Here is a 19,473-nt window from a genome sequence, read left to right on the forward strand (position 1 = left end):
TGGTAGAATGCACGCCTTGTGCGTCGCCTTCCCGACCACTTTCTGTTTTAGAGGTATCCCCCATGTCATCCCCCGTTTCCGACAACGCCCCGGTCCCGTCCGGCTTTGGCGCGCTTGAGCTGCATCCCGACGTCCTGCGCGCACTGACCGATGTCGGCTACGAGTCGCCCTCGCCGATCCAGGCCGCGACCATTCCCCCACTGATGGAAGGGCGCGACGTGCTCGGCCAGGCGCAGACCGGCACCGGCAAGACTGCCGCGTTCGCGCTGCCGATCCTCTCGCGCATCGACCTGAAGCCCGGCAAGCCGCAGGCGCTGGTGCTGGCGCCCACGCGCGAATTGGCCATCCAGGTGGCCGAAGCGTTTCAGAAATACGCCACCCACATGCGCGGGCTGCAGGTACTGCCGATCTACGGCGGCCAGAGCTACGGCCCGCAGCTGCACTCGCTCAAGCGCGGCGTGCACGTCGTGGTCGGCACGCCCGGCCGCGTCATCGATCACCTGGACAAGGGCACGCTGGACCTGTCCGAGCTGAAATACCTGGTGCTCGACGAAGCCGACGAGATGCTGCGCATGGGCTTCATCGACGACGTCGAGAAGGTGCTGCAGGCGACGCCGCCGCAGCGCCAGGTCGCGCTGTTCTCCGCGACCATGCCCACGGTGATCCGCAAGATCGCCCAGCGGCATCTGAAGGAGCCGGTCGAGGTCACCATCAAGTCCTCCACCACCACCGCGGCGAACATCCACCAGCGCTACTGGTTCGTCAGCGGCATGCACAAGCTCGATGCGCTGACCCGCATCCTCGAGGCCGAGCCGTTCGACGCGATGATCATCTTCGCGCGCACCAAGCAGGCCACCGAGGAACTGGCCGGCAAGCTGCAGGCGCGCGGCCTGGCCGCCGCCGCGATCAACGGCGACATCGCCCAGCCGCAGCGCGAGCGGGTGATCCAGCAGCTCAAGGACGGCAAGCTCGACATCCTGGTCGCCACCGACGTGGCCGCGCGCGGCCTCGACGTGGAGCGGATCAGCCATGTGTTCAATTACGACATCCCGTACGACACCGAAAGCTACGTGCACCGCATCGGCCGCACCGGCCGCGCCGGCCGCAGCGGCGAGGCGATTTTGTTCGTCAGCCCGCGCGAGCGCGGCATGCTGGGCGCGATCGAGCGCGCCACCCGCCAGCCGATCGAGCAGATGCAGTTGCCGTCGGTCGAGGTGGTCAACGACGTGCGCATCGGCAAGTTCAAGCAGCGCATCACCGACATGCTGGCGCAGGGCGATCTCGGCGAATTCCAGAAACTGATCGAGCAGTACGAGCAGGAACACAACGTGCCGGCGATCGAGATCGCCGCCGCGCTGGCGCGCATCGCCCAGGGCGACCAGCCGCTGCTGCTCTCGCCGCCGCCCAAGCGCGAGAAGTACGAACCGGCCACGCGCGAGCGGGTCGAACGCGCGGCGCCGCGCGAGCGCGGCAGCGAGCGCCGTCCGCCCCACGCACGCGAAGCCGGCGCTGCCAGCCACCCGTCGGCGCACGAATCCAGGCCCGGCGAACAGCGCCCGCGCGAACATGGCGCCCACGACCGCGCCCCGCCGCGCGAGTTCGGCCAGCGCCCGGTGCGCGCGCACGCCACCGAGGAAGGCAAGCGCACCTACCGCATCGAGGTGGGTCACGAGCATGGCGTGAAGCCGGGCAACATCGTGGGCGCGATCGCCAACGAGGCCGGCCTGGAAAGCCAGTACATCGGCCGCCTCAGCATCCGCGACCACTACAGCCTGATCGACCTGCCCGACGGCATGCCCAAGGAAGTGTTCGAGCACCTGAAGAAGGTCTGGGTGGTGCAGCAGCAGTTGCGCATCCACGAGTGGGATGGCACCGACACCGGCACCGGCGTGCCGCCGTCGCACAAGCCGGGTGGTTCCACCAGGAAGCCCGGCGGCTTCAAGCCGCGCCCCGCCGGCGGCAAGCCGCCAAAGCGCAAGTAGGCGCTTCGGGTCGCGCCGCTCGATAAGCGGCGGCGCGACCACGTAACATCGACGGATCATCGCCACCGCGAACCCGTCGCATGCCCAGCCGCAACGCCGAACAGCAACCGCCCAGCGGCTCCGAGCCGCGCATCGATGGCCTGCCGCCGGCGGCCTTGCAACAGTTGCAGGCGGCCGCACGCGCCATTCGCGATGGCGCCGAAGCGCCGGCGCGCATGGCGCTGGACGCGACCCTCGAACTCGCCCCGGAACATCCCGAGGCCTTGCGCCTGTACGCCATCCTGCACACCCGCGCGCAACGCCAGGACGAGGCGCAGGCCTGCCTGCAGCAGGTGCTGGCGCAATGGCCCGACTATGCGCTGGCCTGGTCGGACCTGGGCGGTGTGCAGCAGGCACGCGGAGACATGGAGGCGGCGTTCGCCAGCTGGAGGCAAGCCTGCGCGCTGGCGCCGGCTGCGCCGATGTCGTGGTTCAACCTGGGCCGAAACCTGCAGCTGCATGGCGACACCGACGACGCGATCGAGGCGCTGCAGCAGGCGCATGCGCTGGCGGCGGATTTCCTGCCGGCGCTGATCCTGCTCGGCGATGCCCTGGTCCACGCCGGCCGCTTCGACGAAGCCGACGCACGCTACCGTGCCGCACTGGCCCTGCATCCGGCCTGCGGCGATGCCTGGCGCGGACTGGCAAACATGAAGACGCGGCCGCTGTCGGACGCGGATCGCGAACAGCTGGGCACCGCATTGCGACAGCCCGGCATCGCCCCGGCCGATCGCATCGCGATGGGCTTCGCGCTGGGCAAGGTCTGCGAGGATCAGGGACGCTACGAAGAGGCCTTCCACGCGCTGAATCGCGCCAACGCCGCACTGCGCGAGATCAGGCCGTGGCAGGCCTCGGCCTTCCACGGCCACGCCGAAGCCCTGCTTGCGGCATCCCGGCGGCTGCCGCCGCCCATCGATGCGGGCCTCGGGCGCGAAGCGATCTTCATCGTGGGCTTGCCACGCTCGGGCTCGACCCTGTTCGAGCAGATCCTTGCCGCCCATCCCGAGGTGGAAGGCGCCAGCGAGCTCACCGAACTGGAACAGGTGCTCGGCGAGGAATCCGCGCGGCGGCGGAAACCCCTGCTGCAATGGATCGGCGAGGCCGGCGCGGACGACTGGCAACGACTTGGCCGCCGCTATCTGGAGCTCACCGCCCGCTGGCGCCGACACAAGCCCCGGCATACCGACAAGCTGCCGTCGAACTGGCTGCTGGCCGGCGTGCTGGGCGCGATGCTCCCGGGCGCACCGATCATCGATGCCCGCCGCGATGCGCTGGAAGCGGGCTGGTCCTGCTACAAGCAGCAGTTCTACAAGTTGCCGCACTTCGCCTGCACGCTGACCGACATCGCCGCCTATGTCCGCGACTACGAACGGATCATGGGCGCCTGGCAGGCAACGGAGCCGCAGCGCATCCGCATCCAGCGCTACGAGGCCTTGCTGGCCACACCGGAAGACGAGATCCGCGCGCTGCTGGCGTTCTGCGACCTGCCGTTCGACCCGGCCTGCCTCGACTACCATCGCGCCTCGCGCAACGTGCGCACGGCCAGCGCGGCGCAGGTACGCCAGCCGTTGCGTCACGACACGGCACGCGCCGGGCATTACGGCGCCCTGCTCGATCCGCTGCGCTTCGGCCTCGGCCTGCCCAAGACCGGCTGACTGCACCGATCAGGCAAAACCGACCGGCAGCGCTTCAGGCACTTTGCGGCAAGGGTGGCAGGCCGGCATCGGACGGATCGAGCCAGTCTCCGGGCGTCAGCACGGCCAGGCCATGGGCCAGCCGCGCCTTGTCGCATTGCGGGCTGATCGCGCCAAACTCCCATGACGGCTGCACTTCGCGGCATACCGACGGTCGTTGCGGATAGATGCCGCAATGGGCGGCCTCGCCCACCACGCCCTGCAGCGCCACGCAGCGTATCTGCGCGGCGTTGGTGCCGCGCATGGCCAGCCGGTGCGGATCGAGTTTTTCGGTCAGCTCGGGCGGTACGCAGCCGCCGAGGAACGCTTCCGCTTCCGACCAATGGAAGGCCACGCGAAAGAACGCGCAGCAGGCACCGCAACGCAGACAGGGATGATCCATCGAACCGACCAGGCGCGCCCCGAGGCGCGCAGGGAGCGGATTCTAGTGCGCGGGAAGGCGGTTGGGGAGTGGGGGAGCGACGTCGCTTTGACCCCCTCTAGCAGGGGAGGTAGACGGAAAGCGCTCGACCGGAAGTTGAGCGCTTGCTTGCAAGAGCAACCCCACCCTTGCCCTCCCCTGCTTGCAGGGGAGGTAGACGGAAAGCGCTCGACCGGAAGTTGAGCGCTTGCTTGCAAGAGCGACCCCACCCTTGCCCTCCCCTGCTTGCAGGGGAGGTAGATGGAGAGCGCTCGACCTCAAGGTCGAGCGCTTGCTTGCTTTAGGGCTCTCCGGCGAAGGTGTTGCACTGGGCCATGTCGCCGCTGGCGAAGCCAGTCTTGAACCACTTCACGCGCTGGGCCGAGGTGCCGTGGGTGAAGGTGTCCGGACGCACGCGGCCTTGCGCCTGCTGCTGCAAGGTGTCGTCGCCGATGTGGCTGGCGGCGTTGAGCGCCGATTCGATGTCACCCGGCTGCAGCCAGTTCAATTCCTTCTGGCTGTGGTTGGCCCACACGCCGGCGTAGCAGTCCGCCTGCAGTTCCTGTCGCACCGACAAGCCGTCGGCGCCATCCATCGGGGCGCCCTGGCGCCGCGCCTGGTCGACCTTGTCGAACACGCCGGTCAGCTTCTGCACGTGATGGCCGACCTCGTGCGCAATCACGTAGGCGCGGGCGAAGTCGCCGGAGGAATGCAGTTCGTCCTGCAGTTGCTGGAAGAACGCCACGTCCAGGTAGACCTTCTGGTCGCCCGGGCAATAGAACGGGCCCACCGCCGTGCTGGCGCTGCCGCAGGCCGTGCTTACGCCACCGCTGAACAGGTGCAGCTTGGGCTCGACATAGGTGGCGCCGTGTTCGCGAAAGATCTCGCCCCAGCTCTGCTCGGTGGAATGCAGCACGGCGCTGACGAAATCCTTCTGCTCGGGATCGACCTGGGCCGGCACGCCGGCCTGGCTGCCGGCGCCGGGCTGGATGCTGCCCTGGTCCAGCAACGCCATCGGGTTCTTGAAGAAGATCCAGCCGATCAGCGCCAGCACCACGATGGTGCCCAGGCCCATGCCACGACCGCCGCCGAAGCGCCGGCCGCCACCACCGCCACCGCTGTCGATCTCGACGTTGTTGCTGCTGCCACCCTTTCGCCAATCCATAGATCCCCCGCAGTGCTGGTACGTGCGCCTCGGCGCTGTCTGGCGACGATAGCGCGCTGCCGCGCATCGCGCCACGTCGGACATCACGGCTAAAGTAGGCCACCCTTCGTGAGGATTTCAGCATGACCCACCTGCCCGCCCTGGTTACCCTGCTCACCGTACTGCTGCTGTTCGGCACCATGTGGGCGGTTGGCCATGCCCGCGGCAAGTACGGCGTCAAGGCGCCGGCGACCACCGGCGACCCGGCCTTCGAGCGGGCCTACCGGGTGCAGATGAACACGCTGGAGGCCACGGTGATGTTCCTGCCGACGCTGTGGCTGGCGGCTCACTACGGCTTCACCGGATGGGCCGGCATCGCGGGCCTGGTCTGGCTGGTCGGCCGCGTGTGGTATGCCCTGGCCTATCTGCGCGACGCCAGCAAGCGCGGGCCGGGTTATCTGGTGAGCATGCTCGGCTGGGCCGCGGCGCTCGTGATGGCCTGCATCGGCGTGGCGCGCGCGATGATGGTCGGCTGAAGTCAGTCGAGCAAACCCGGAGCGGTGCCGCTCAACACCCACAGGCGATGCGGCACCGCCATCGGCTCGCCGGCGTGGCGCTTGGCCAGCATCTCGGCCAGCTCCGCATCGAAGCGTTGCACCTTCGCCTCGTCCAGGCTGGCACCGATGCCGGCACTGGCGCGGATGCGCCCCCGCCAGTCGGCGTGGCTGTAGGGAACCTCGACATCCAGCGACCAGGTGCGCAGGTCGTTGAAGCCGGCTTCGGCCAGGTCCTTGAGCCATGCCGGATACAAGCCACTGCCGCTGTGCATGGTCCAGCCCGCGTTGTAGGCAAGAATCAGGCGCTCGGTGTCCTGCACCATGTTGCCGTTGAGCGGCACCCAGTCGAAATGCGCGATCACGAAGCGGCCACCGGGCCGCAGCCACTTGCGCACCAGCGCGGCGCTGCGGGCCCGCTCGAACCAGTGCCAGCATTGCCCGGCTGTCACCACGTCGAACGAAGCCGATGCGAAATCGGCGTTCTCGACCCGGGCCCTGACCTGCTTCACCTGCACGCCTGCGGCGCGATCCAGCTCCGCGGCTTGCGCGAGCAACGGGGCGGAGTGATCCAGCCCGGTGACGTCGCAGCCGCGCAAGGCCAGCCCGCGGGCGACCGTACCGGTGCCGGTGCCCAGATCCAGCGCCGCGTCACCGGGATGGACGCTGCCGTCGCCAAGCAGGCGCTCGAAGAAGATCTCGGGGAACCCTGCCCGATGGCGCGCGTAGTCAGCGGCCGTCCTGCCGAAGTCGATAGCCATCACACCCCCTGTAGCCACTGGTGACGCAAGCTTCTGCTGTTTGGCATAGTAGCGGCATGACCCCGCGCTGCAAGCCGTGGCCCACGCACGCTCCCGGCACGGGTGAAGACCGGTCCGGCGGGTGACACCTCGAAGCGCGCGCCGCGCCTTCACCCGCATCCCGCAGGCATGATCAACGCATGGAAGTCAGTGGTACCCAGACACCCCGGCCACCCGCCCTGCCCTCCAGCACGAAATATCGACTGCCACCGGGCTTGGGCGGCGCGGCAGGCATCATCGCGGGCTACTTTGCGCTGCAATTGCTGGCCGGATTCGCGTTTGCGCTGGTAGCCATGTTCGCCGCGATGTTCGATCACCCGGCGACCGGCCTGGAAGTTGCCGTCGGCACCAGCCTCGCCCAGCCAGGCATGCAGGCCTGGTTGGCGATCGTCTCGCTGGGCGCGGCCGCACCCCTGACCCTGTGGCTGGCGCATCGGCAGTGGGGCGCGTGGTGGTCGACGGGTCAGCCGCCGGGGCTGGGTTTCGTCGCGCCCAGCCGTGCCTGGTTCTTCGCACTGGCCATCGCCACCGGCCTGTTGCTGCCGTGGACCGGTTCGCTGCTGACGCAATGGCTGGCGCAGGGCCATCCGGTGACCCAGGACATCCAGCAGATCGGCGCGCGGACTCCGCTGGCATCGCGCCTCCTGCTGGTGCTGGTGGTGGTCGGCGTAGGCCCGGTCGTGGAGGAACTGCTGTTTCGCGGCGTGCTGCTGTCGGCCCTGATGAGGCATTGCCGTGCCGGCTTGGCGGTGGCGTTCAGTTCACTGGCGTTTGCGCTGATCCATCTGCCGGGGCTGGATTACCAGTGGTATGCGGTGCCGAGCCTGCTGTTGCTGGCGGTGCTGCTGGCGGTCCTGCGCCTGGGTTCGAAGTCGATCTGGCCCGCCGTGCTGGCGCATGGCACGAACAATCTGCTGGCCGTCGCCGGCTGGTTCATCGCCGTCAAGGCGACGGGGTGACTCCGCCACGACGCAGCAGTCGCGCCGTTTCGAACAGCGGCAGCCCCATCACCCCGGAATAGCTGCCGGCCAGATGCTCGATCATGGCCCCCGCGCGTCCCTGGATGGCATACGCGCCGGCCTTGCCGAACGGCTCGCCGCTGGCTACGTAAGCCTGGATCGCCCCGTCATCCAGCGCGCCGAACCGCACCAGGGAAAGGCATTCCTCCCGGTACTCGCCCTGCCCGCCGACCAGCCACAGCGTCGAAATCACCGTATGCGTGCGACCGGAGAGCCGCTGCAGCATCGCGGCCGCATCCGCGGCATCGCGCGGCTTGCCGAACACCTCGTCGTCCAGCACCACTTCGGTGTCCGCGCCCAGCACCCGGGACGCCGACGCATCGGGCAGCGCAGCCAGGCCGGCACGGGCCTTGTCGCGAGCCACGCGGCTCACGTAATCCTGCGGCGATTCACCCGGTTCGCGCTGCTCGGGCACCTCGACATCGATCACCGCAAAGGTCACGCCCAGCTGCTCCAGCAACTGACGGCGGCGTGGCGATTGCGAGGCGAGATACAGCATGCGAAGTCCGTCGGATGCGGGGAAAGTCAGAGTGTCAGCCCGTACTCGCAGAACTGCGAGTCACGTTGCCAGCCCAGCGATTCGTACAGCGCCTGCGCCGGCGCATTGTCCAGTGCCGTGGACAGCGACAGACTGGCTGCCCCCAGCGCGCGCGCCTGGTCCGCCGCCGCGCGCAGCAATGCCGCCGCCACGCCACGTCGGCGCGCCGACGCGTTCACGAACAGGTCGTTGAGCAGCCAGGTGCGCACCGTGCGCACGGAGGAAAACAGCGGATACAGCTGGGTGAAACCAAGCCCTTCGCCGTGTTCGTCGCAGGCCAGCAGGATCAGCGATTCATCCCGGGCAAGCCGCGCCGCCAGGAACTCTTGCGCGCGCGCCGGATCGGACGGCTGGCCGTAGAACTGCCGGTAGCCATCAAACAGTGGCACCAGCGCGTCGAGATCGGAACGGGTTGCGGGACGGACGGAGAAGGACATACGCGCGCGCTCCTTAGGAAGCATCAAGCCCGATGATAGGGGTGGCCGCTCATGATCGTGGTCGCACGATACAGCTGCTCGGCCAGCACCAACCGCACCAGCATGTGCGGCAGGGTGAGCGGCCCGAGCGACCAGCGCTGGTCGGCGCGTTGCAATACCTCGGGCGCGTGGCCATCGGGACCGCCGATCAGGAAGGCCAGGTCGCGCCCGGCCATGCGCCACTTCTCCAGTTGCGCAGCCAGCTCTTCGCTGGACCAGGTCTTGCCGCGGCCGTCCAGCGCGACCACATGGATGTCGTGCGGCAGGGCGGCGAGGATCGCCGCGCCTTCGTCCTGGATCGCCCGTGCATCATCGCGGCCCTTGCCGCGGGTGCCGGGTTTCAGCTCAACCAGATCCAGCGGCAGGTCGTGCGAAAGCCGCTTGCGGTACTCGGCAAAGCCCTCGGCCACCCAGCCGGGCATGCGTTCACCGACGGCGATCAGGCGCGCGCGCATCGACGCGGCGGCTCAGCCTGCCTGTGCGGCTTCGCCGCCAGTCTCGCTTTCGTGACCGTGGTCGCCCACCGTCCACAGCCGCTCCAGGCCATAGAACTCGCGGATGCGCGGCAGCATGACGTGGACGATCACGTCGCCCAGGTCGACCAGCACCCACTCGCCCTCGGTTTCGCCTTCCACGCCCAGCGGCATCACGCCGGCCTTCTTGGCGAACTTGGCCACTTCGTCGGCAATTGACTTGACGTGGCGGGCGGAGGTGCCCGACGCGATGACCAGCAGGTCGGCGATGGAGGTCTTGCCGCGGACGTCGATCTCGCGCACGTCCTTGGCTTTCAGTTCTTCCAGCGCGTCGATGACCGACTTGCGCAGGGTGGCCGTGGTGACGGACTTGTTGGTACGGGCAGTGCTCAAGAGGATGGGCCTCGGTGCGGAGTCGCAGCGCAGGATGGCGCGGGCGCAGTATAACCGCCCTGCCGGCGCGGCCGCAGATCAGGGCGCATGCCCGGGGCCGACGAGCAACTGCCGCTGCATGTCGCAGATTTCCGTGCCGGCCGCCCCGCGATCCACCAGGCTCATCATCCGGTAGGTTCCCGCCGGCACGTCGTCCGGGTAAACGGTGATGTTGAACCCGGAACGCACTGCCTCGCTGGCCTGCAGCACCCGGGCCACATCGGGGCGCGGCACCCCGGTACGGGCCTGGAAGCCATACGCCTCGCTGTCGCCCCGCAGCAGCAGCCTGAACTGTGCCGGCGCCGTACCGCCGCCATCTACCACCCAGCCGCCAGTAGTGAACGGTTGTCCCGAGCGGATCGTGGTGGCCACTCCCCGCTTCAGGGTGTTGCCGTCCACGCGATCGAGCGCGCAGTGGCCGGCAGGCCTGGCCGCAGCCAGCGCGGAAGCCGGCAGGCGAATGGCATAACCATCCAGCCCGGCATCGGCCGTCGCAGGCGCAGGCGCCACCGTTTCGCCATGGCCGGCGCCCGCCGGAAAAATCGTATTGGCGACCTCGTGCATGTAATAGGCCTTCACCAGCGCCCGGCACTGCGCATAGGCGGCCGCGATCTGATCCGGTATCTCGCCGGGAGCGTAGACCTGCCCCTGGTAGATCGCATAGACCGCCCGGCCGATCGCCGCGACGGAAAAACCCCGGTCGTGGCGACGGTCGAAAAGCGAGTACCCCAGAAAGCTGTTGCGGACCTTGTCGATGCCGAGCAATTGCAGGAGGGTCGGAGCGAGGTCCACCGAGGTGCGCCCATGCGCGTCCAGCCGTGCCGGCAATTTCAGCCAGGGAGCGTGGATCAGCAGCGGCACCTGATCGACGAAATACGGCTTGTAATGGTCGCCCGCCACGCGCACGTACGGCGGCTCGGCATAGTGCGCGTGATCGACCGTCAGCACCAGGATCGTGTTGGCGGCATACGGCGACGACATGAAATAGTCGTAGAACGCGCCAAATTCAGCATCGGTCGTGTGCAGCGTATTCAGGCTCGGCTCGTCGCCACCGCGATAGGGAATGCCGTCGGCGGGAATGTCCAGGAAGGCGTGCGTGCCGACCGAGTACAGGCTGGCGAAAAACGGCGTCGCGTCCTTTCGTTGCTGCAGGAACCGAGTCAACGAGCCATACGCCTCCCGATCGGTCAGCGACTGGCGGAACAGGGGTTCGGCCACATGCAGCAGCTCGCTGCGGCTTCGGGTCGCCGTGTAGATATCGTCGAATCCCAGCATGCCCACCAGCGAGGTCAACGCATCCGACCGCGGGTGCGGGGAAAAGAACACCGTTTCATAGCCGCGCCGATGCAGCAGCTTCGGCAGCGAGGCGTACGAGCGTCTTGCATAGGACGATGCATTCCCCTCGCGCCAGCCGGCCCCGCCGTCCGCTCCGCCGTGGAACGGGTAGCCGGAGGTCAGCACCCCTTGCAGGCCGCGAAACGTGGCGGCGGTATGGTTGAAGTAATTGTCGACCACCATCGCCTGGCTGGCCATCCGCGACACGTTCGGCGTGAGACCGGGATAGCGTCCCCCATAGGTTTCAAACAGGCGGGCGGATTCCCCTTCGACAAACAGCACGATCACGTTCGGTTGCTGCACCGCCCGCGTCGCGGGAAACGGCAGCGCCTGCGCAGCGCCCAGTCCGTCCCTGAGGAACGGATAACGACCGGAACCCAGGATCACGCCGCAAACGGATTCCCCCGCGGACGGCCCAGGCGATCCATCCGACACCTCAGCCGGGGTGTGCAAGTCGAGGCCGGCGCGAATCATGGCGGCGAGCGGCGACTGGCCGGATGCAAGATGGGCTTCGCTGCCAGCCGATGAGGTGCCGCCATTGAGCGCGGCTACGCCTGCGCAACAGAGCAACGCGGCAAGCAGCAAGCCGAGCTGCCGTCGTCGCGGCAGCTGCCTTCCGGCGCTGCGCCACGAGTACAGCAGCATCACGACGCAGGCCACCCCCGTTGCCACCAACAACGCATTTCTTGCAAGGCTGGCGGTGAGGAAAGCCTCCTCCGTGTTTTCCAGCGCCAGCACGCTGACAAAACTGTTGGAGATCAACAGGGCATAGCCCTGCACCACGGAGGTCATGGTGAACACGATGACGATGACGGCGTACAGCACGGTGCGCGGCAGGCTTCCGCGCAACGGCCCCATGCCAAGCAGCAGCGTGCACAGGCAGCCGAACGCCAGGGCTTCCAGCATGCCGGCGAGCAGCACGCTCGATATCAGCGTCGCCCCGGGAAGCGCGGGCAGGCGGGCGAAGTAGACGGTCAGGATCACGATGTACGCGACAAACAGCAGCGCCACGTGAACCCACGGTGCGCGCAAACTGCCGCGCCGCACCTCGCTTCGAGGAATGGTCAATGCCCCAGTCACCATCATGACAAAGTGAGGACTAGGCTAGCCAAACCCGGACCGGACGGCCAGCTTGCCACCACGGCGGCATGGGGACGACGGCGGGCACGCGCCCCGCCGTCATGTCGCGAGTGGATCAATGCGCCAGGGAACGGCGGGCCAGCCGGTACTCGTGCATCAGTCGCGCGACCAGTTCGGCGGCGGGTTGCGGACGGACCAGGGCGGCGGCCTGGCCGCACCATTCGGACAACAGGTCGCCACGGCCTGCTGCGGCCGCGGCACGGCGCAGCGGCGCGGTGAGCGCGTTGAGGATCGGGTACGGCAGGCCCTGCGCCGCCGCCGGCATCGCCTCGACGAAACGGTTGCGCAGGCCGCGGGCGGCGCGACCGGAGAAGCCGCGGATGGTGGTGACCCGGTGTTCTTCGACCCGGGGCAGATCCTGCTTCCACGCCGTAGCCGCCGGGCATTCCGGGCAGGTCAGGAAGGCCGTGCCCAGCTGGCTGGCCGCCGCGCCCAGCGCTTCGGCCGCCAGCATGCCGCGACCGTCCATGATGCCGCCGGCGGCGATCACCGGCACCTCCCGGCCGCTGGCCGCCAGCGCGCGCACGGTGAGCGGCAACAATGCGAACAGGCCGATCATCGCGTCCTCCGCTTCATGCAGGAAGCTGCCGCGATGGCCGCCCGCCTCGGCCCCCTGCATCGAAACCGCGTTCGCGCCCGCCTCGACCCAAGCGCGCGCCTCGGCCACCGTGGTGGCGGTGCCGATCACGTAGATGTCGCGCTGCCGCAGCTCGCGCATCTGCGCGGGGCCGATCACGCCGAAGGCGAAACTGGCCACCGCTGGACGCGCCTCGCACAGGGCGGCGAACTGGTCGGAGAATCGCGGCGCCCAGCGCGCGGGCACGGCGGTGCGGACATCGAGCCCTTCGCGGATCATCAGCGCGTCGAGCTGTTCGCGCGCTTGCGTCACCGCCGCCATGTCGGCCTCGAATTCATCCGGCAACACGAACAGGCCGATCGCATATGGGCGGTCGCCCAGCGTACGGATCTCCGCGGCCTGATCGAGGATCGCCTGCGGTTCCAGATAACCGGCGCCCAGCGAACCCAGCGCGCCGGCGTTCGACACCGCCGCAACCAGCGCGGGTGACGTCGATCCGGCCATGGGTGCCTGGATCAACGGATGCTCGATGCCGAGCCGGCTGGCGAACGACGCGCTCATGGCTGATGGCCTGCGGGAAAGATGGCCAAGTATCCACCGCCACCCGCGGCAACTGAAGCCGCCGACGGCGCGTCGCCGCGCGATGCCCCGTCGGCGGCGCCCGGTCAGCCGCCGGAGCTCATCGCGTCCTTCTTCATCGCATCTTTCTTCATCGCATCTTTCTTCATCGCATCTTTCTTCATCGAACCATGCTTCATCGAATCGGCCTTCATCGCATCGTGCTTCATGGCGTCCATCTTCATCGAATCCTGCTTCATCGCATCCTTCGACATGGCGTCGTGCGACATCGCGGTGCTGGAGCTGGCTGCCATCGCGTCCTGGGCGAACGCGGTGCTGGTGGCGAGGCCGCAGGTCATGGCGGCGGCAAGAGCAAGGGCAAGGCGTGCATTCATCATCGGTCATTCCTCGAAAAGGGATGGAGCGGTCGGGCCGCTCCACCTCTCCATTCGCCATGGCCCACGCCCGGGTTACCCGCCGGGTCAGCCGCCCTGCCCGGCCACGATGTTCACCGTGATCGCGATGATGAACACGTTGAAGAAGAATGCGATCACGCTGTGCATCAGCACCACGCGGCGCAGGTAGTTGCTGGTGATCTGCACGTCGGAGACCTGGAAGGTCATGCCGATCACGATCGAGAAATAGGCGAAATCCCAGTAGTCCGGGTCGGGCGTATGCGGAAACTCCAGGCCGGCGTGCTGCTTGCCGAAATCGCCGTAGTAGCCATGCGCGTAATGGATCGCGAACATCACGTTGAGGAACAGCCAGCTGAGGATCACGCTGAGCACGCCCACGCCCAGTGCCAGGACGCCACTACTGCGTGCCGCGTGCAGTTCCATGCCCAGTGCGCCCAGCACCACGCCCGATAGCAGTACGCCACCCAGCAGTACGCCCCAGCGACCGGTGTCGATCGCCTGCGCCTGGCTGCGCATCGTGTCCGGCGTGGACCGGTTGAACAGATGGAGCATCACGCCCAGAAAGATCATCGCGGCGAGATCGAAGGCCAGCAGTACCGCGTTGGCCAGCCGCATGCCGCTGACCAGCAATCCGGCAACCGCGACGACGAACACCAGCATCGAACCGATCGTTCGTGGGCGCCCCCTGGCGAATGTCCACGGGCGCCAGCCGCGCGATGCCCGCGGGCCCGGCCGGGCCGGTCGATCCGGCGTGGAGCCCTCGCTCACCACGCGCTGCACCAGTGCAGGTTCAGGCCAGCAGGTCGGCGTAGTCGGGGTGGCGTTGCATCCATGCGGCAGCATACGAGCAGGCCGGGACGACTTTCCAGCCCTCGCTGCGCGCCGTGTCCATCGCGGACTGGACCAGCGCCGCGGCAATCCCGCGGCCACCCACTTCGGCCGGCACGCCGGTATGGGTGATGGTCATCACGCCCGCGGCGAGCAGGTAATCGAGCACGCACGGCACACCCTCCACCTCGGTCTGGAAACGGTGGGCGGCACGGTCGTGGCGGATGACGTAGGACATGGCGGTTCCTGCTGGGGCGCAAACGGCGATGGTACGGCGCCAACGGCAATCGCGCGTGAAGCACTGCACCGACTTCGTTCGCGCCAGTTACATGGCCGGGGGCGCACAGTCGGCCTTCACCCCACAGCCGCGCAGGAGCATTCCATGAAGAAATCCGCATCCGCCCATTGGTCCGGTGGCATCAAGGATGGCCAGGGCACGATCTCGACCGAGACCGCCGCCTTGCGCGAAGCGCCGTACGGATTCAAGTCCCGCTTCGAGAGCGGCCCCGGCACCAATCCGGAGGAACTGATCGCTGCGGCGCATGCCGCCTGCTATTCGATGGCGCTGTCGCTGGGCCTGGGCAACGCCGGACTGACCGCCGACAGCATCGACACCCGGGCCGTGGTGACGCTTGACAAGGATGGCGACGGTTTTTCGATCACCGCCGTCCACCTCGACTGCGAGGCTCGCGTGCCCGGCGCGGAAGCGGACGCGTTCAAGCGCATCACCGAGGAGACCAAACAGGGTTGCCCGGTATCCAAAGTGCTCAATGCGAAGATCACGCTGGAGGCGCGCCTGCTCTGACGCGCAGCTCAGGCCGCCGCCATGGCCTCCGCCGTGGCAGCGGACGCCTCGTGCTGGCGACGCTGGCGCACCGCCTGTGCCAGCCTCGTCAGCACGCCGACCGAGGTGTCCCAGTCGATGCAGCCGTCGGTGATGCTCTGGCCGTAACGCAGCGGCTGCCCAACAAGCAATTCCTGGCGGCCACCGACCAGGTGGCTTTCCACCATCACGCCGAGGATGCGCCGTTCGCCGGCGGCCATGCGCTGGGCGAGGTCGTCGATCACCTTCGGCTGGTTCTCCGGCAGCTTGCCACTGTTGGCATGGCTGACGTCGATCATCACGCGGGCGGGCAAGCCGGCCTTGCCGATGGAAGCGCAGGCCGCCTCCACGCTCGCCTCGTCGTAGTTCGGCTGCCTGCCGCCGCGCAGGATGACGTGGCAGTCGGTGTTGCCGCTGGTGCTGGCGATCGCGGCCTGGCCGTCCTTGGTGACGGCCATGAAGTGGTGGGGCTGGGCCGCCGCCTGCACCGCATCCACCGCGATCCGCACATTGCCGTCGGTGCCGTTCTTGAAACCCACCGGGCAGGACAGTCCCGACGCCAGTTCGCGATGCACCTGGCTTTCCGTGGTGCGCGCGCCGACCGCGCCCCAGGCCACCAGGTCGGCGATGTACTGCGGCGTGATCATGTCCAGGAACTCGCAACCGGCCGGCACGCCCAGCGCGTTGATGTCGCGCAGCAGGACGCGAGCGATGCGCAGGCCCTTGTCGATGCGGAAGCTGCCGTCCAGGTCGGGGTCGTTGATCAGGCCCTTCCAGCCCACCGTGGTGCGTGGCTTCTCGAAGTACACCCGCATCACGATTTCCAGCGCGTCGCCGAGTTCACGGCGCAGCGGCGCGAGTCGCCCGGCGTACTCCAGCGCCGCTTTCGGGTCATGGATCGAACATGGCCCGATCACCACGGCCAGGCGGTCGTCACTGCCGCCGATGATGCCGTGCAGCGCCTGTCGCGCCGCTTCCACCGTGGCGATCGCCGGCGCCGTGGCGGCGCAGTCGCGCATGACCTCGGCCGGCGTGCTGAGGCGGGTGAGTGCGCGGATGCGCAGGTCGTCGGTGGTGTGCATGGCAGCGGTTCTCCTGGTGGGTTCCCCGGAGGCGGCCAAAAAAAACCGCCAGGGAGGCTGGCGGTTCGGTGAGGTTGTGTCGATCAGTTCAAAACGATCGCGCCCGCGCCGCCGCCGTTGGCTTCGGATAGCCGTAAAACCAGAAGAACAGGCGGGCGGTGGCGGAATGCATGGCGTCATTGATAACACAATGGACGTCCAAATCAAACTTCCCGTCATCCAGACGATAGACTGGGCGCATGCCATCGCCCATCGACGTGCTCCGCCAACCGATCCGCCACTGGGTGTTGCGCGCCTTTCCGCGCGCCGACACCGGCAGCCTCGACTACGACCATCCGCACGGTGATCCGGGCCTGTTCGGGCCGGACAGCGCCACCTGGCGCGTGCATTCGGACTTCCCCGGCATGCTGGCCGGCGGCCTCGCGGCGCTGACCTTGCAGACCCTGCATCCGCTGGCCCTGGCCGGGGTCTGGGATCATTCCAACTTCCGCGACGACCTGGTCGGCCGGCTGCGCCGCACCACCGCCTTCGTCGGCGGCACCACCTACGCGCCCCGCGCGCAGACCGAGGCACTGATCGAACACGTGCGGATGATCCACGGCCACATCACCGGCCACGGCGAGGATGGACGTCCATACAGTGCCAACGATCCGGACCTGCTGACCTGGGTGCATGTCAGCGAGGCCTACTGCTTCCTGCAGGGTTACCGCAGCTACAGCCACATCGCGATGCCGCCGGGCGCGGCCGATCGCTACTACGACGAAGTGCGGCAGATCGCCGAGGCGCTGGGCGCGCGCGATGTTCCCGCCAGCGAACGGGACGTCACCGCGTATTTCCGGCGCATCCAGCCCGAGCTGGCCTATACCGAACGTTCCCGCGTGGTGCTCGGCCTGCTCGGCCAGGTGCGCCTGCCGGTGCCGGCCGCCGGACTGTCGCGCGACCTGTTCCTGCTGGCCGGCAGCGCCCTGCTGCCGGACTGGGCCATCACGCTGCTGGAGCGCACGCCACGCCAGCAGCGCCAGGCCCGCGTAGCCGCCCGCGCGCTGTGGTTGATGGCGCCGGCCTTCCGCGCCGCCCTGCGCGACGGCATCGCCAGCCGCGCCTGCCGGCGCATGGATATGCCGCCCGAGCAGTTGCACCAGTGGAACGCGCCGTCCGGCCGAGATTGACGGGCCCGCACTGGCGGGTCCGGACTGGCGGGTCCGGACTGACCTTCCAGGATTGACAGTCCCGCCCCATCGGCTAACGTCGGCGGGCACGCACTTCCAGGGGTTCTCGTGGCGACACTCATTCCCAGCCGCAACAGCTGCCTGCCGCGGATGACCGGCGGCGAGAAGCGCGTCTCCGAGCGGCTCGAACAGAAACTCGAGGACGACTACCTGCTGTGGTACGACGTACCGGTGGGGCTGAAGCAGCGCCATCCGGATTTTGTGGTGTTCCATCCGCGCCGAGGCCTGCTGGTGCTGGAGGTGAAGGACTGGAAGGCCGACACCATCCGCCACGCCGACAGCACCCAGTTCACCCTGGTCACCGAGCGCGGCCTGATCAAGGAGAACAATCCGCTGCTGCAGGCGCGTGCCTATGCACTGGAGATCGGCGTGGTGCTGGAACGCGATCCGGCGCTGCGTTATCCGGAAGGCTCGCGCTACGCCGGCAAACTGATCATGCCGTGGGGCTGGGGCGTGGTGCTGACCAACATCACCCGCAAGCAGTTCGACGAAGGTGCGCTGGGCGAGGTGCTGCCCGGACACCTGGTGATCTGCCGCGACGAGTTGTACGAGACGGTCGACGCCGAAGCGTTCCAGGAGCGGCTGTGGGCGATGTTCCCGCAGGTGTTTCCGGTGACCATGACCCTGCCCCAGATCGATCGCGTGCGCTGGCACCTGTTCCCCGAACTGCGCGTGGAAGCCGGCAGCGGCCAGTTCGGCCTGTTCGGTCCTACCGACGCCGCGGTGCGTCCGCTGGAAATCCCCGACCTGATCAAGGTGATGGACGGACAGCAGGAACAGCTGGCGCGTTCGCTGGGCGGCGAGCACCGCGTGATCCACGGCGTGGCCGGTTCGGGCAAGACGATGATCCTGGGCTTCCGCGCGATGCAGCTGGCGCGAGAACTGACCAAACCCATCCTGGTGCTCTGCTACAACAGGACGCTCGCCGCGCGGCTGGAACAGCTGATCGGCGAACGCGGCCTGGGCGAGAAGGTGCAGGTCTACAACTTCCACAAGTGGTGCCGCAAGATGCTGGTGGCGTACAACGAGCCGCTGCCGGCAGGCAGCGGCAAGGCCTTCATCGAGGCGCTGCCGCCGGCGGTGATCGCCGGCGTCGACCGCGGCCAGATTCCGCGCGCCCAGTACGGCGCGGTGCTGGTCGACGAAGGCCACGACTTCGAGCCGGACTGGTACAAGCTGATCGTGCAGATGATCGACCCGGCCACCAATTCGCTGCTGGTGCTGTACGACGACGCGCAGAACATCTACGGCAACCCGAATCGCCGCAAGATCAGCTGGAAAAGCCTCGGCGTGCAGGCCCAGGGCCGCACCACCATCCTCAAGCTCAACTACCGCAACACGCTGGAAATCCTCTCGGTGGCGCGCGCCTTCGCCCAGGACCTGCTGGCCGCGCGCCTCGACGATGCCGACGGCGACGGCGTACCGCTGATCGCGCCCGAAAGCGCCGGCCGCCGCGGCGCCGTGCCCGAGCTGGTGCGCACCGACACCGCCCGCGCGCAGATGGACGTGCTGATCGCGCGGCTGCGCGACGAGCACGCGCACGGCCGTCCGTATTCGGAGATGGCGGTGATCTATCGCAACCAGTGGGAAGGCGAGAAATTGCACGAAGTGCTCAAGCGCCTGGACATCCCCAGCCGGCTGGCCGACAACGCCGGCAAGCAGACGCTGTTCGTGGTCGAGGACAGCGTGAAGCTGGTCACCATGCACTCCAGCAAGGGCCTGGAGTTCCCGTTCGTGATCATCCCCGGCATCGGCGGCCTGCCCAAGGAAGGCCAGAGCGAAGCCGACGAAGCCCGCCTGCTCTACGTGGCGATGACCCGCGCCACCGAACACCTGCTGCTGATCCACCACGACGACTCGGTCTTCAGCAAGCGCATCCGCGATTCGATCAATGACGTGCGGGGACAACTGAACTCCGTCGCATGAAATGGAAC

Annotated in this window: 21 protein-coding genes; 7 read left to right on the plus strand and 14 right to left on the minus strand. The window is 68.0% G+C overall.

Going from position 1 to position 19,473, the window contains the following annotated elements; all coding sequences use genetic code 11:
• The first annotated feature begins 62 nt into the window (after nt 1-62).
• A complete protein-coding gene (locus tag AC3A56_RS02250) occupies nt 63-1,982 on the plus strand; it encodes a DEAD/DEAH box helicase (protein ID WP_487769207.1) in 1,920 nt (639 codons plus the stop codon).
• A gap of 80 nt (nt 1,983-2,062) precedes the next feature.
• A complete protein-coding gene (locus tag AC3A56_RS02255) occupies nt 2,063-3,676 on the plus strand; it encodes a tetratricopeptide repeat-containing sulfotransferase family protein (RefSeq protein WP_487769208.1) in 1,614 nt (537 codons plus the stop codon).
• A gap of 34 nt (nt 3,677-3,710) precedes the next feature.
• Here the strand turns inward: AC3A56_RS02255 and AC3A56_RS02260 are convergent, their stop codons facing one another.
• Together AC3A56_RS02260 and ypfJ are read right to left on the minus strand one after the other, a co-directional pair.
• Nucleotides 3,711-4,097 carry a YkgJ family cysteine cluster protein gene (locus AC3A56_RS02260; RefSeq protein WP_056765452.1) on the minus strand — a complete coding sequence of 129 codons (387 nt, stop codon included), beginning with the start codon at nt 4,095-4,097 and terminating at the stop codon, nt 3,711-3,713.
• 319 nt (nt 4,098-4,416) lie between these two features.
• Complete coding sequence (gene ypfJ / locus AC3A56_RS02265) at nt 4,417-5,280, minus strand: KPN_02809 family neutral zinc metallopeptidase (RefSeq protein WP_487769209.1); 864 nt, start codon at nt 5,278-5,280, stop codon at nt 4,417-4,419.
• 122 nt (nt 5,281-5,402) lie between these two features.
• Here ypfJ and AC3A56_RS02270 point away from each other — a divergent pair, with 122 nt between their 5' ends.
• The gene (locus tag AC3A56_RS02270) at nt 5,403-5,795 is read left to right on the plus strand and encodes an MAPEG family protein (RefSeq protein WP_056715173.1); all 393 of its coding nucleotides are present in this window, start codon (nt 5,403-5,405) and stop codon (nt 5,793-5,795) included.
• Between the two features lie 2 nt (nt 5,796-5,797).
• Here AC3A56_RS02270 and AC3A56_RS02275 read toward each other — a convergent pair whose 3' ends face one another.
• Nucleotides 5,798-6,574: a class I SAM-dependent methyltransferase gene (locus AC3A56_RS02275; protein WP_056765435.1), complete on the minus strand. Its 777-nt coding sequence runs from the start codon at nt 6,572-6,574 to the stop codon at nt 5,798-5,800.
• Between the two features lie 179 nt (nt 6,575-6,753).
• On the opposite strand from AC3A56_RS02275, the gene AC3A56_RS02280 reads away from it, so the two are divergent.
• Nucleotides 6,754-7,572, plus strand: coding sequence for a CPBP family intramembrane glutamic endopeptidase (locus AC3A56_RS02280; RefSeq protein ID WP_487769210.1), 819 nt, complete (start codon nt 6,754-6,756; stop codon nt 7,570-7,572).
• On the opposite strand, the gene AC3A56_RS02285 is transcribed toward AC3A56_RS02280, so the two are convergent.
• From AC3A56_RS02285 to AC3A56_RS02325, 9 genes are all read right to left on the minus strand, one after another.
• Nucleotides 7,556-8,131, minus strand: a complete 576-nt coding sequence (locus AC3A56_RS02285) for a Maf family protein (RefSeq protein WP_487769211.1) — start codon at nt 8,129-8,131, stop codon at nt 7,556-7,558. The genes AC3A56_RS02280 and AC3A56_RS02285 overlap by 17 nt on opposite strands.
• A 26-nt stretch (nt 8,132-8,157) precedes the next feature.
• On the minus strand, nt 8,158-8,607 hold the full coding sequence (locus tag AC3A56_RS02290; protein WP_487769212.1) for an N-acetyltransferase family protein: 450 nt from the start codon (nt 8,605-8,607) through the stop codon (nt 8,158-8,160).
• A gap of 23 nt (nt 8,608-8,630) precedes the next feature.
• Nucleotides 8,631-9,101, minus strand: a complete 471-nt coding sequence (gene rlmH / locus AC3A56_RS02295) for a 23S rRNA (pseudouridine(1915)-N(3))-methyltransferase RlmH (protein ID WP_056715188.1) — start codon at nt 9,099-9,101, stop codon at nt 8,631-8,633.
• Nucleotides 9,102-9,113: 12 nt separating this feature from the next.
• Nucleotides 9,114-9,512 carry a ribosome silencing factor gene (gene rsfS, locus AC3A56_RS02300; protein ID WP_082542717.1) on the minus strand — a complete coding sequence of 133 codons (399 nt, stop codon included), beginning with the start codon at nt 9,510-9,512 and terminating at the stop codon, nt 9,114-9,116.
• A gap of 78 nt (nt 9,513-9,590) precedes the next feature.
• Nucleotides 9,591-11,897: an LTA synthase family protein gene (locus AC3A56_RS02305; RefSeq protein WP_487769213.1), complete on the minus strand. Its 2,307-nt coding sequence runs from the start codon at nt 11,895-11,897 to the stop codon at nt 9,591-9,593.
• Between the two features lie 184 nt (nt 11,898-12,081).
• On the minus strand, nt 12,082-13,164 hold the full coding sequence (locus AC3A56_RS02310; protein ID WP_487769214.1) for an NAD(P)H-dependent flavin oxidoreductase: 1,083 nt from the start codon (nt 13,162-13,164) through the stop codon (nt 12,082-12,084).
• A gap of 104 nt (nt 13,165-13,268) precedes the next feature.
• The gene (locus AC3A56_RS02315) at nt 13,269-13,556 is read right to left on the minus strand and encodes a pentapeptide MXKDX repeat protein (RefSeq protein WP_487769215.1); all 288 of its coding nucleotides are present in this window, start codon (nt 13,554-13,556) and stop codon (nt 13,269-13,271) included.
• Nucleotides 13,557-13,643: 87 nt separating this feature from the next.
• Nucleotides 13,644-14,237: a DUF1345 domain-containing protein gene (locus AC3A56_RS02320; RefSeq protein ID WP_487769216.1), complete on the minus strand. Its 594-nt coding sequence runs from the start codon at nt 14,235-14,237 to the stop codon at nt 13,644-13,646.
• 130 nt (nt 14,238-14,367) lie between these two features.
• On the minus strand, nt 14,368-14,643 hold the full coding sequence (locus AC3A56_RS02325) for a GNAT family N-acetyltransferase (RefSeq protein ID WP_056765418.1): 276 nt from the start codon (nt 14,641-14,643) through the stop codon (nt 14,368-14,370).
• Between the two features lie 144 nt (nt 14,644-14,787).
• Between AC3A56_RS02325 and AC3A56_RS02330 the strand changes: the two genes are divergently transcribed.
• The gene (locus AC3A56_RS02330) at nt 14,788-15,210 is read left to right on the plus strand and encodes an OsmC family protein (RefSeq protein WP_056765415.1); all 423 of its coding nucleotides are present in this window, start codon (nt 14,788-14,790) and stop codon (nt 15,208-15,210) included.
• Nucleotides 15,211-15,218: 8 nt separating this feature from the next.
• Here the strand turns inward: AC3A56_RS02330 and AC3A56_RS02335 are convergent, their stop codons facing one another.
• Together AC3A56_RS02335 and AC3A56_RS02340 are read right to left on the minus strand one after the other, a co-directional pair.
• A complete protein-coding gene (locus AC3A56_RS02335) occupies nt 15,219-16,310 on the minus strand; it encodes a 3-deoxy-7-phosphoheptulonate synthase (protein ID WP_056765413.1) in 1,092 nt (363 codons plus the stop codon).
• An 88-nt stretch (nt 16,311-16,398) separates the two neighbouring features.
• Nucleotides 16,399-16,563: a hypothetical protein gene (locus tag AC3A56_RS02340; protein WP_157581798.1), complete on the minus strand. Its 165-nt coding sequence runs from the start codon at nt 16,561-16,563 to the stop codon at nt 16,399-16,401.
• Here AC3A56_RS02340 and AC3A56_RS02345 point away from each other — a divergent pair.
• Nucleotides 16,550-17,479 carry an oxygenase MpaB family protein gene (locus AC3A56_RS02345; protein WP_487769217.1) on the plus strand — a complete coding sequence of 310 codons (930 nt, stop codon included), beginning with the start codon at nt 16,550-16,552 and terminating at the stop codon, nt 17,477-17,479. The genes AC3A56_RS02340 and AC3A56_RS02345 overlap by 14 nt on opposite strands.
• A gap of 150 nt (nt 17,480-17,629) precedes the next feature.
• Nucleotides 17,630-19,465: a 3'-5' exonuclease gene (locus AC3A56_RS02350; RefSeq protein WP_487769623.1), complete on the plus strand. Its 1,836-nt coding sequence runs from the start codon at nt 17,630-17,632 to the stop codon at nt 19,463-19,465.
• Nucleotides 19,466-19,473 lie beyond the last annotated feature (8 nt).

Source organism: Rhodanobacter sp. Soil_C_14 (genome assembly GCF_057657335.1).

Bases quoted from the DNA above. Each gene is read 5' to 3' on its own strand.
- AC3A56_RS02250 (WP_487769207.1), top strand. From the start codon at position 63: ATGTCATCCCCCGTTTCCGACAACGCCCCGGTCCCGTCCGGCTTTGGC.
- AC3A56_RS02255 (WP_487769208.1), top strand. From the start codon at position 2,063: ATGCCCAGCCGCAACGCCGAACAGCAACCGCCCAGCGGCTCCGAGCCG.
- AC3A56_RS02260 (WP_056765452.1), bottom strand. From the start codon at position 4,097: ATGGATCATCCCTGTCTGCGTTGCGGTGCCTGCTGCGCGTTCTTTCGC.
- ypfJ (WP_487769209.1), bottom strand. From the start codon at position 5,280: ATGGATTGGCGAAAGGGTGGCAGCAGCAACAACGTCGAGATCGACAGC.
- AC3A56_RS02270 (WP_056715173.1), top strand. From the start codon at position 5,403: ATGACCCACCTGCCCGCCCTGGTTACCCTGCTCACCGTACTGCTGCTG.
- AC3A56_RS02275 (WP_056765435.1), bottom strand. From the start codon at position 6,574: ATGGCTATCGACTTCGGCAGGACGGCCGCTGACTACGCGCGCCATCGG.
- AC3A56_RS02280 (WP_487769210.1), top strand. From the start codon at position 6,754: ATGGAAGTCAGTGGTACCCAGACACCCCGGCCACCCGCCCTGCCCTCC.
- AC3A56_RS02285 (WP_487769211.1), bottom strand. From the start codon at position 8,131: ATGCTGTATCTCGCCTCGCAATCGCCACGCCGCCGTCAGTTGCTGGAG.
- AC3A56_RS02290 (WP_487769212.1), bottom strand. From the start codon at position 8,607: ATGTCCTTCTCCGTCCGTCCCGCAACCCGTTCCGATCTCGACGCGCTG.
- rlmH (WP_056715188.1), bottom strand. From the start codon at position 9,101: ATGCGCGCGCGCCTGATCGCCGTCGGTGAACGCATGCCCGGCTGGGTG.
- AC3A56_RS02310 (WP_487769214.1), bottom strand. From the start codon at position 13,164: ATGAGCGCGTCGTTCGCCAGCCGGCTCGGCATCGAGCATCCGTTGATC.
- AC3A56_RS02315 (WP_487769215.1), bottom strand. From the start codon at position 13,556: ATGAATGCACGCCTTGCCCTTGCTCTTGCCGCCGCCATGACCTGCGGC.
- AC3A56_RS02320 (WP_487769216.1), bottom strand. From the start codon at position 14,237: ATGCTGGTGTTCGTCGTCGCGGTTGCCGGATTGCTGGTCAGCGGCATG.
- AC3A56_RS02325 (WP_056765418.1), bottom strand. From the start codon at position 14,643: ATGTCCTACGTCATCCGCCACGACCGTGCCGCCCACCGTTTCCAGACC.
- AC3A56_RS02330 (WP_056765415.1), top strand. From the start codon at position 14,788: ATGAAGAAATCCGCATCCGCCCATTGGTCCGGTGGCATCAAGGATGGC.
- AC3A56_RS02335 (WP_056765413.1), bottom strand. From the start codon at position 16,310: ATGCACACCACCGACGACCTGCGCATCCGCGCACTCACCCGCCTCAGC.
- AC3A56_RS02345 (WP_487769217.1), top strand. From the start codon at position 16,550: ATGCCATCGCCCATCGACGTGCTCCGCCAACCGATCCGCCACTGGGTG.
- AC3A56_RS02340 (WP_157581798.1), bottom strand. From the start codon at position 16,563: ATGGGCGATGGCATGCGCCCAGTCTATCGTCTGGATGACGGGAAGTTT.
- AC3A56_RS02350 (WP_487769623.1), top strand. From the start codon at position 17,630: ATGACCGGCGGCGAGAAGCGCGTCTCCGAGCGGCTCGAACAGAAACTC.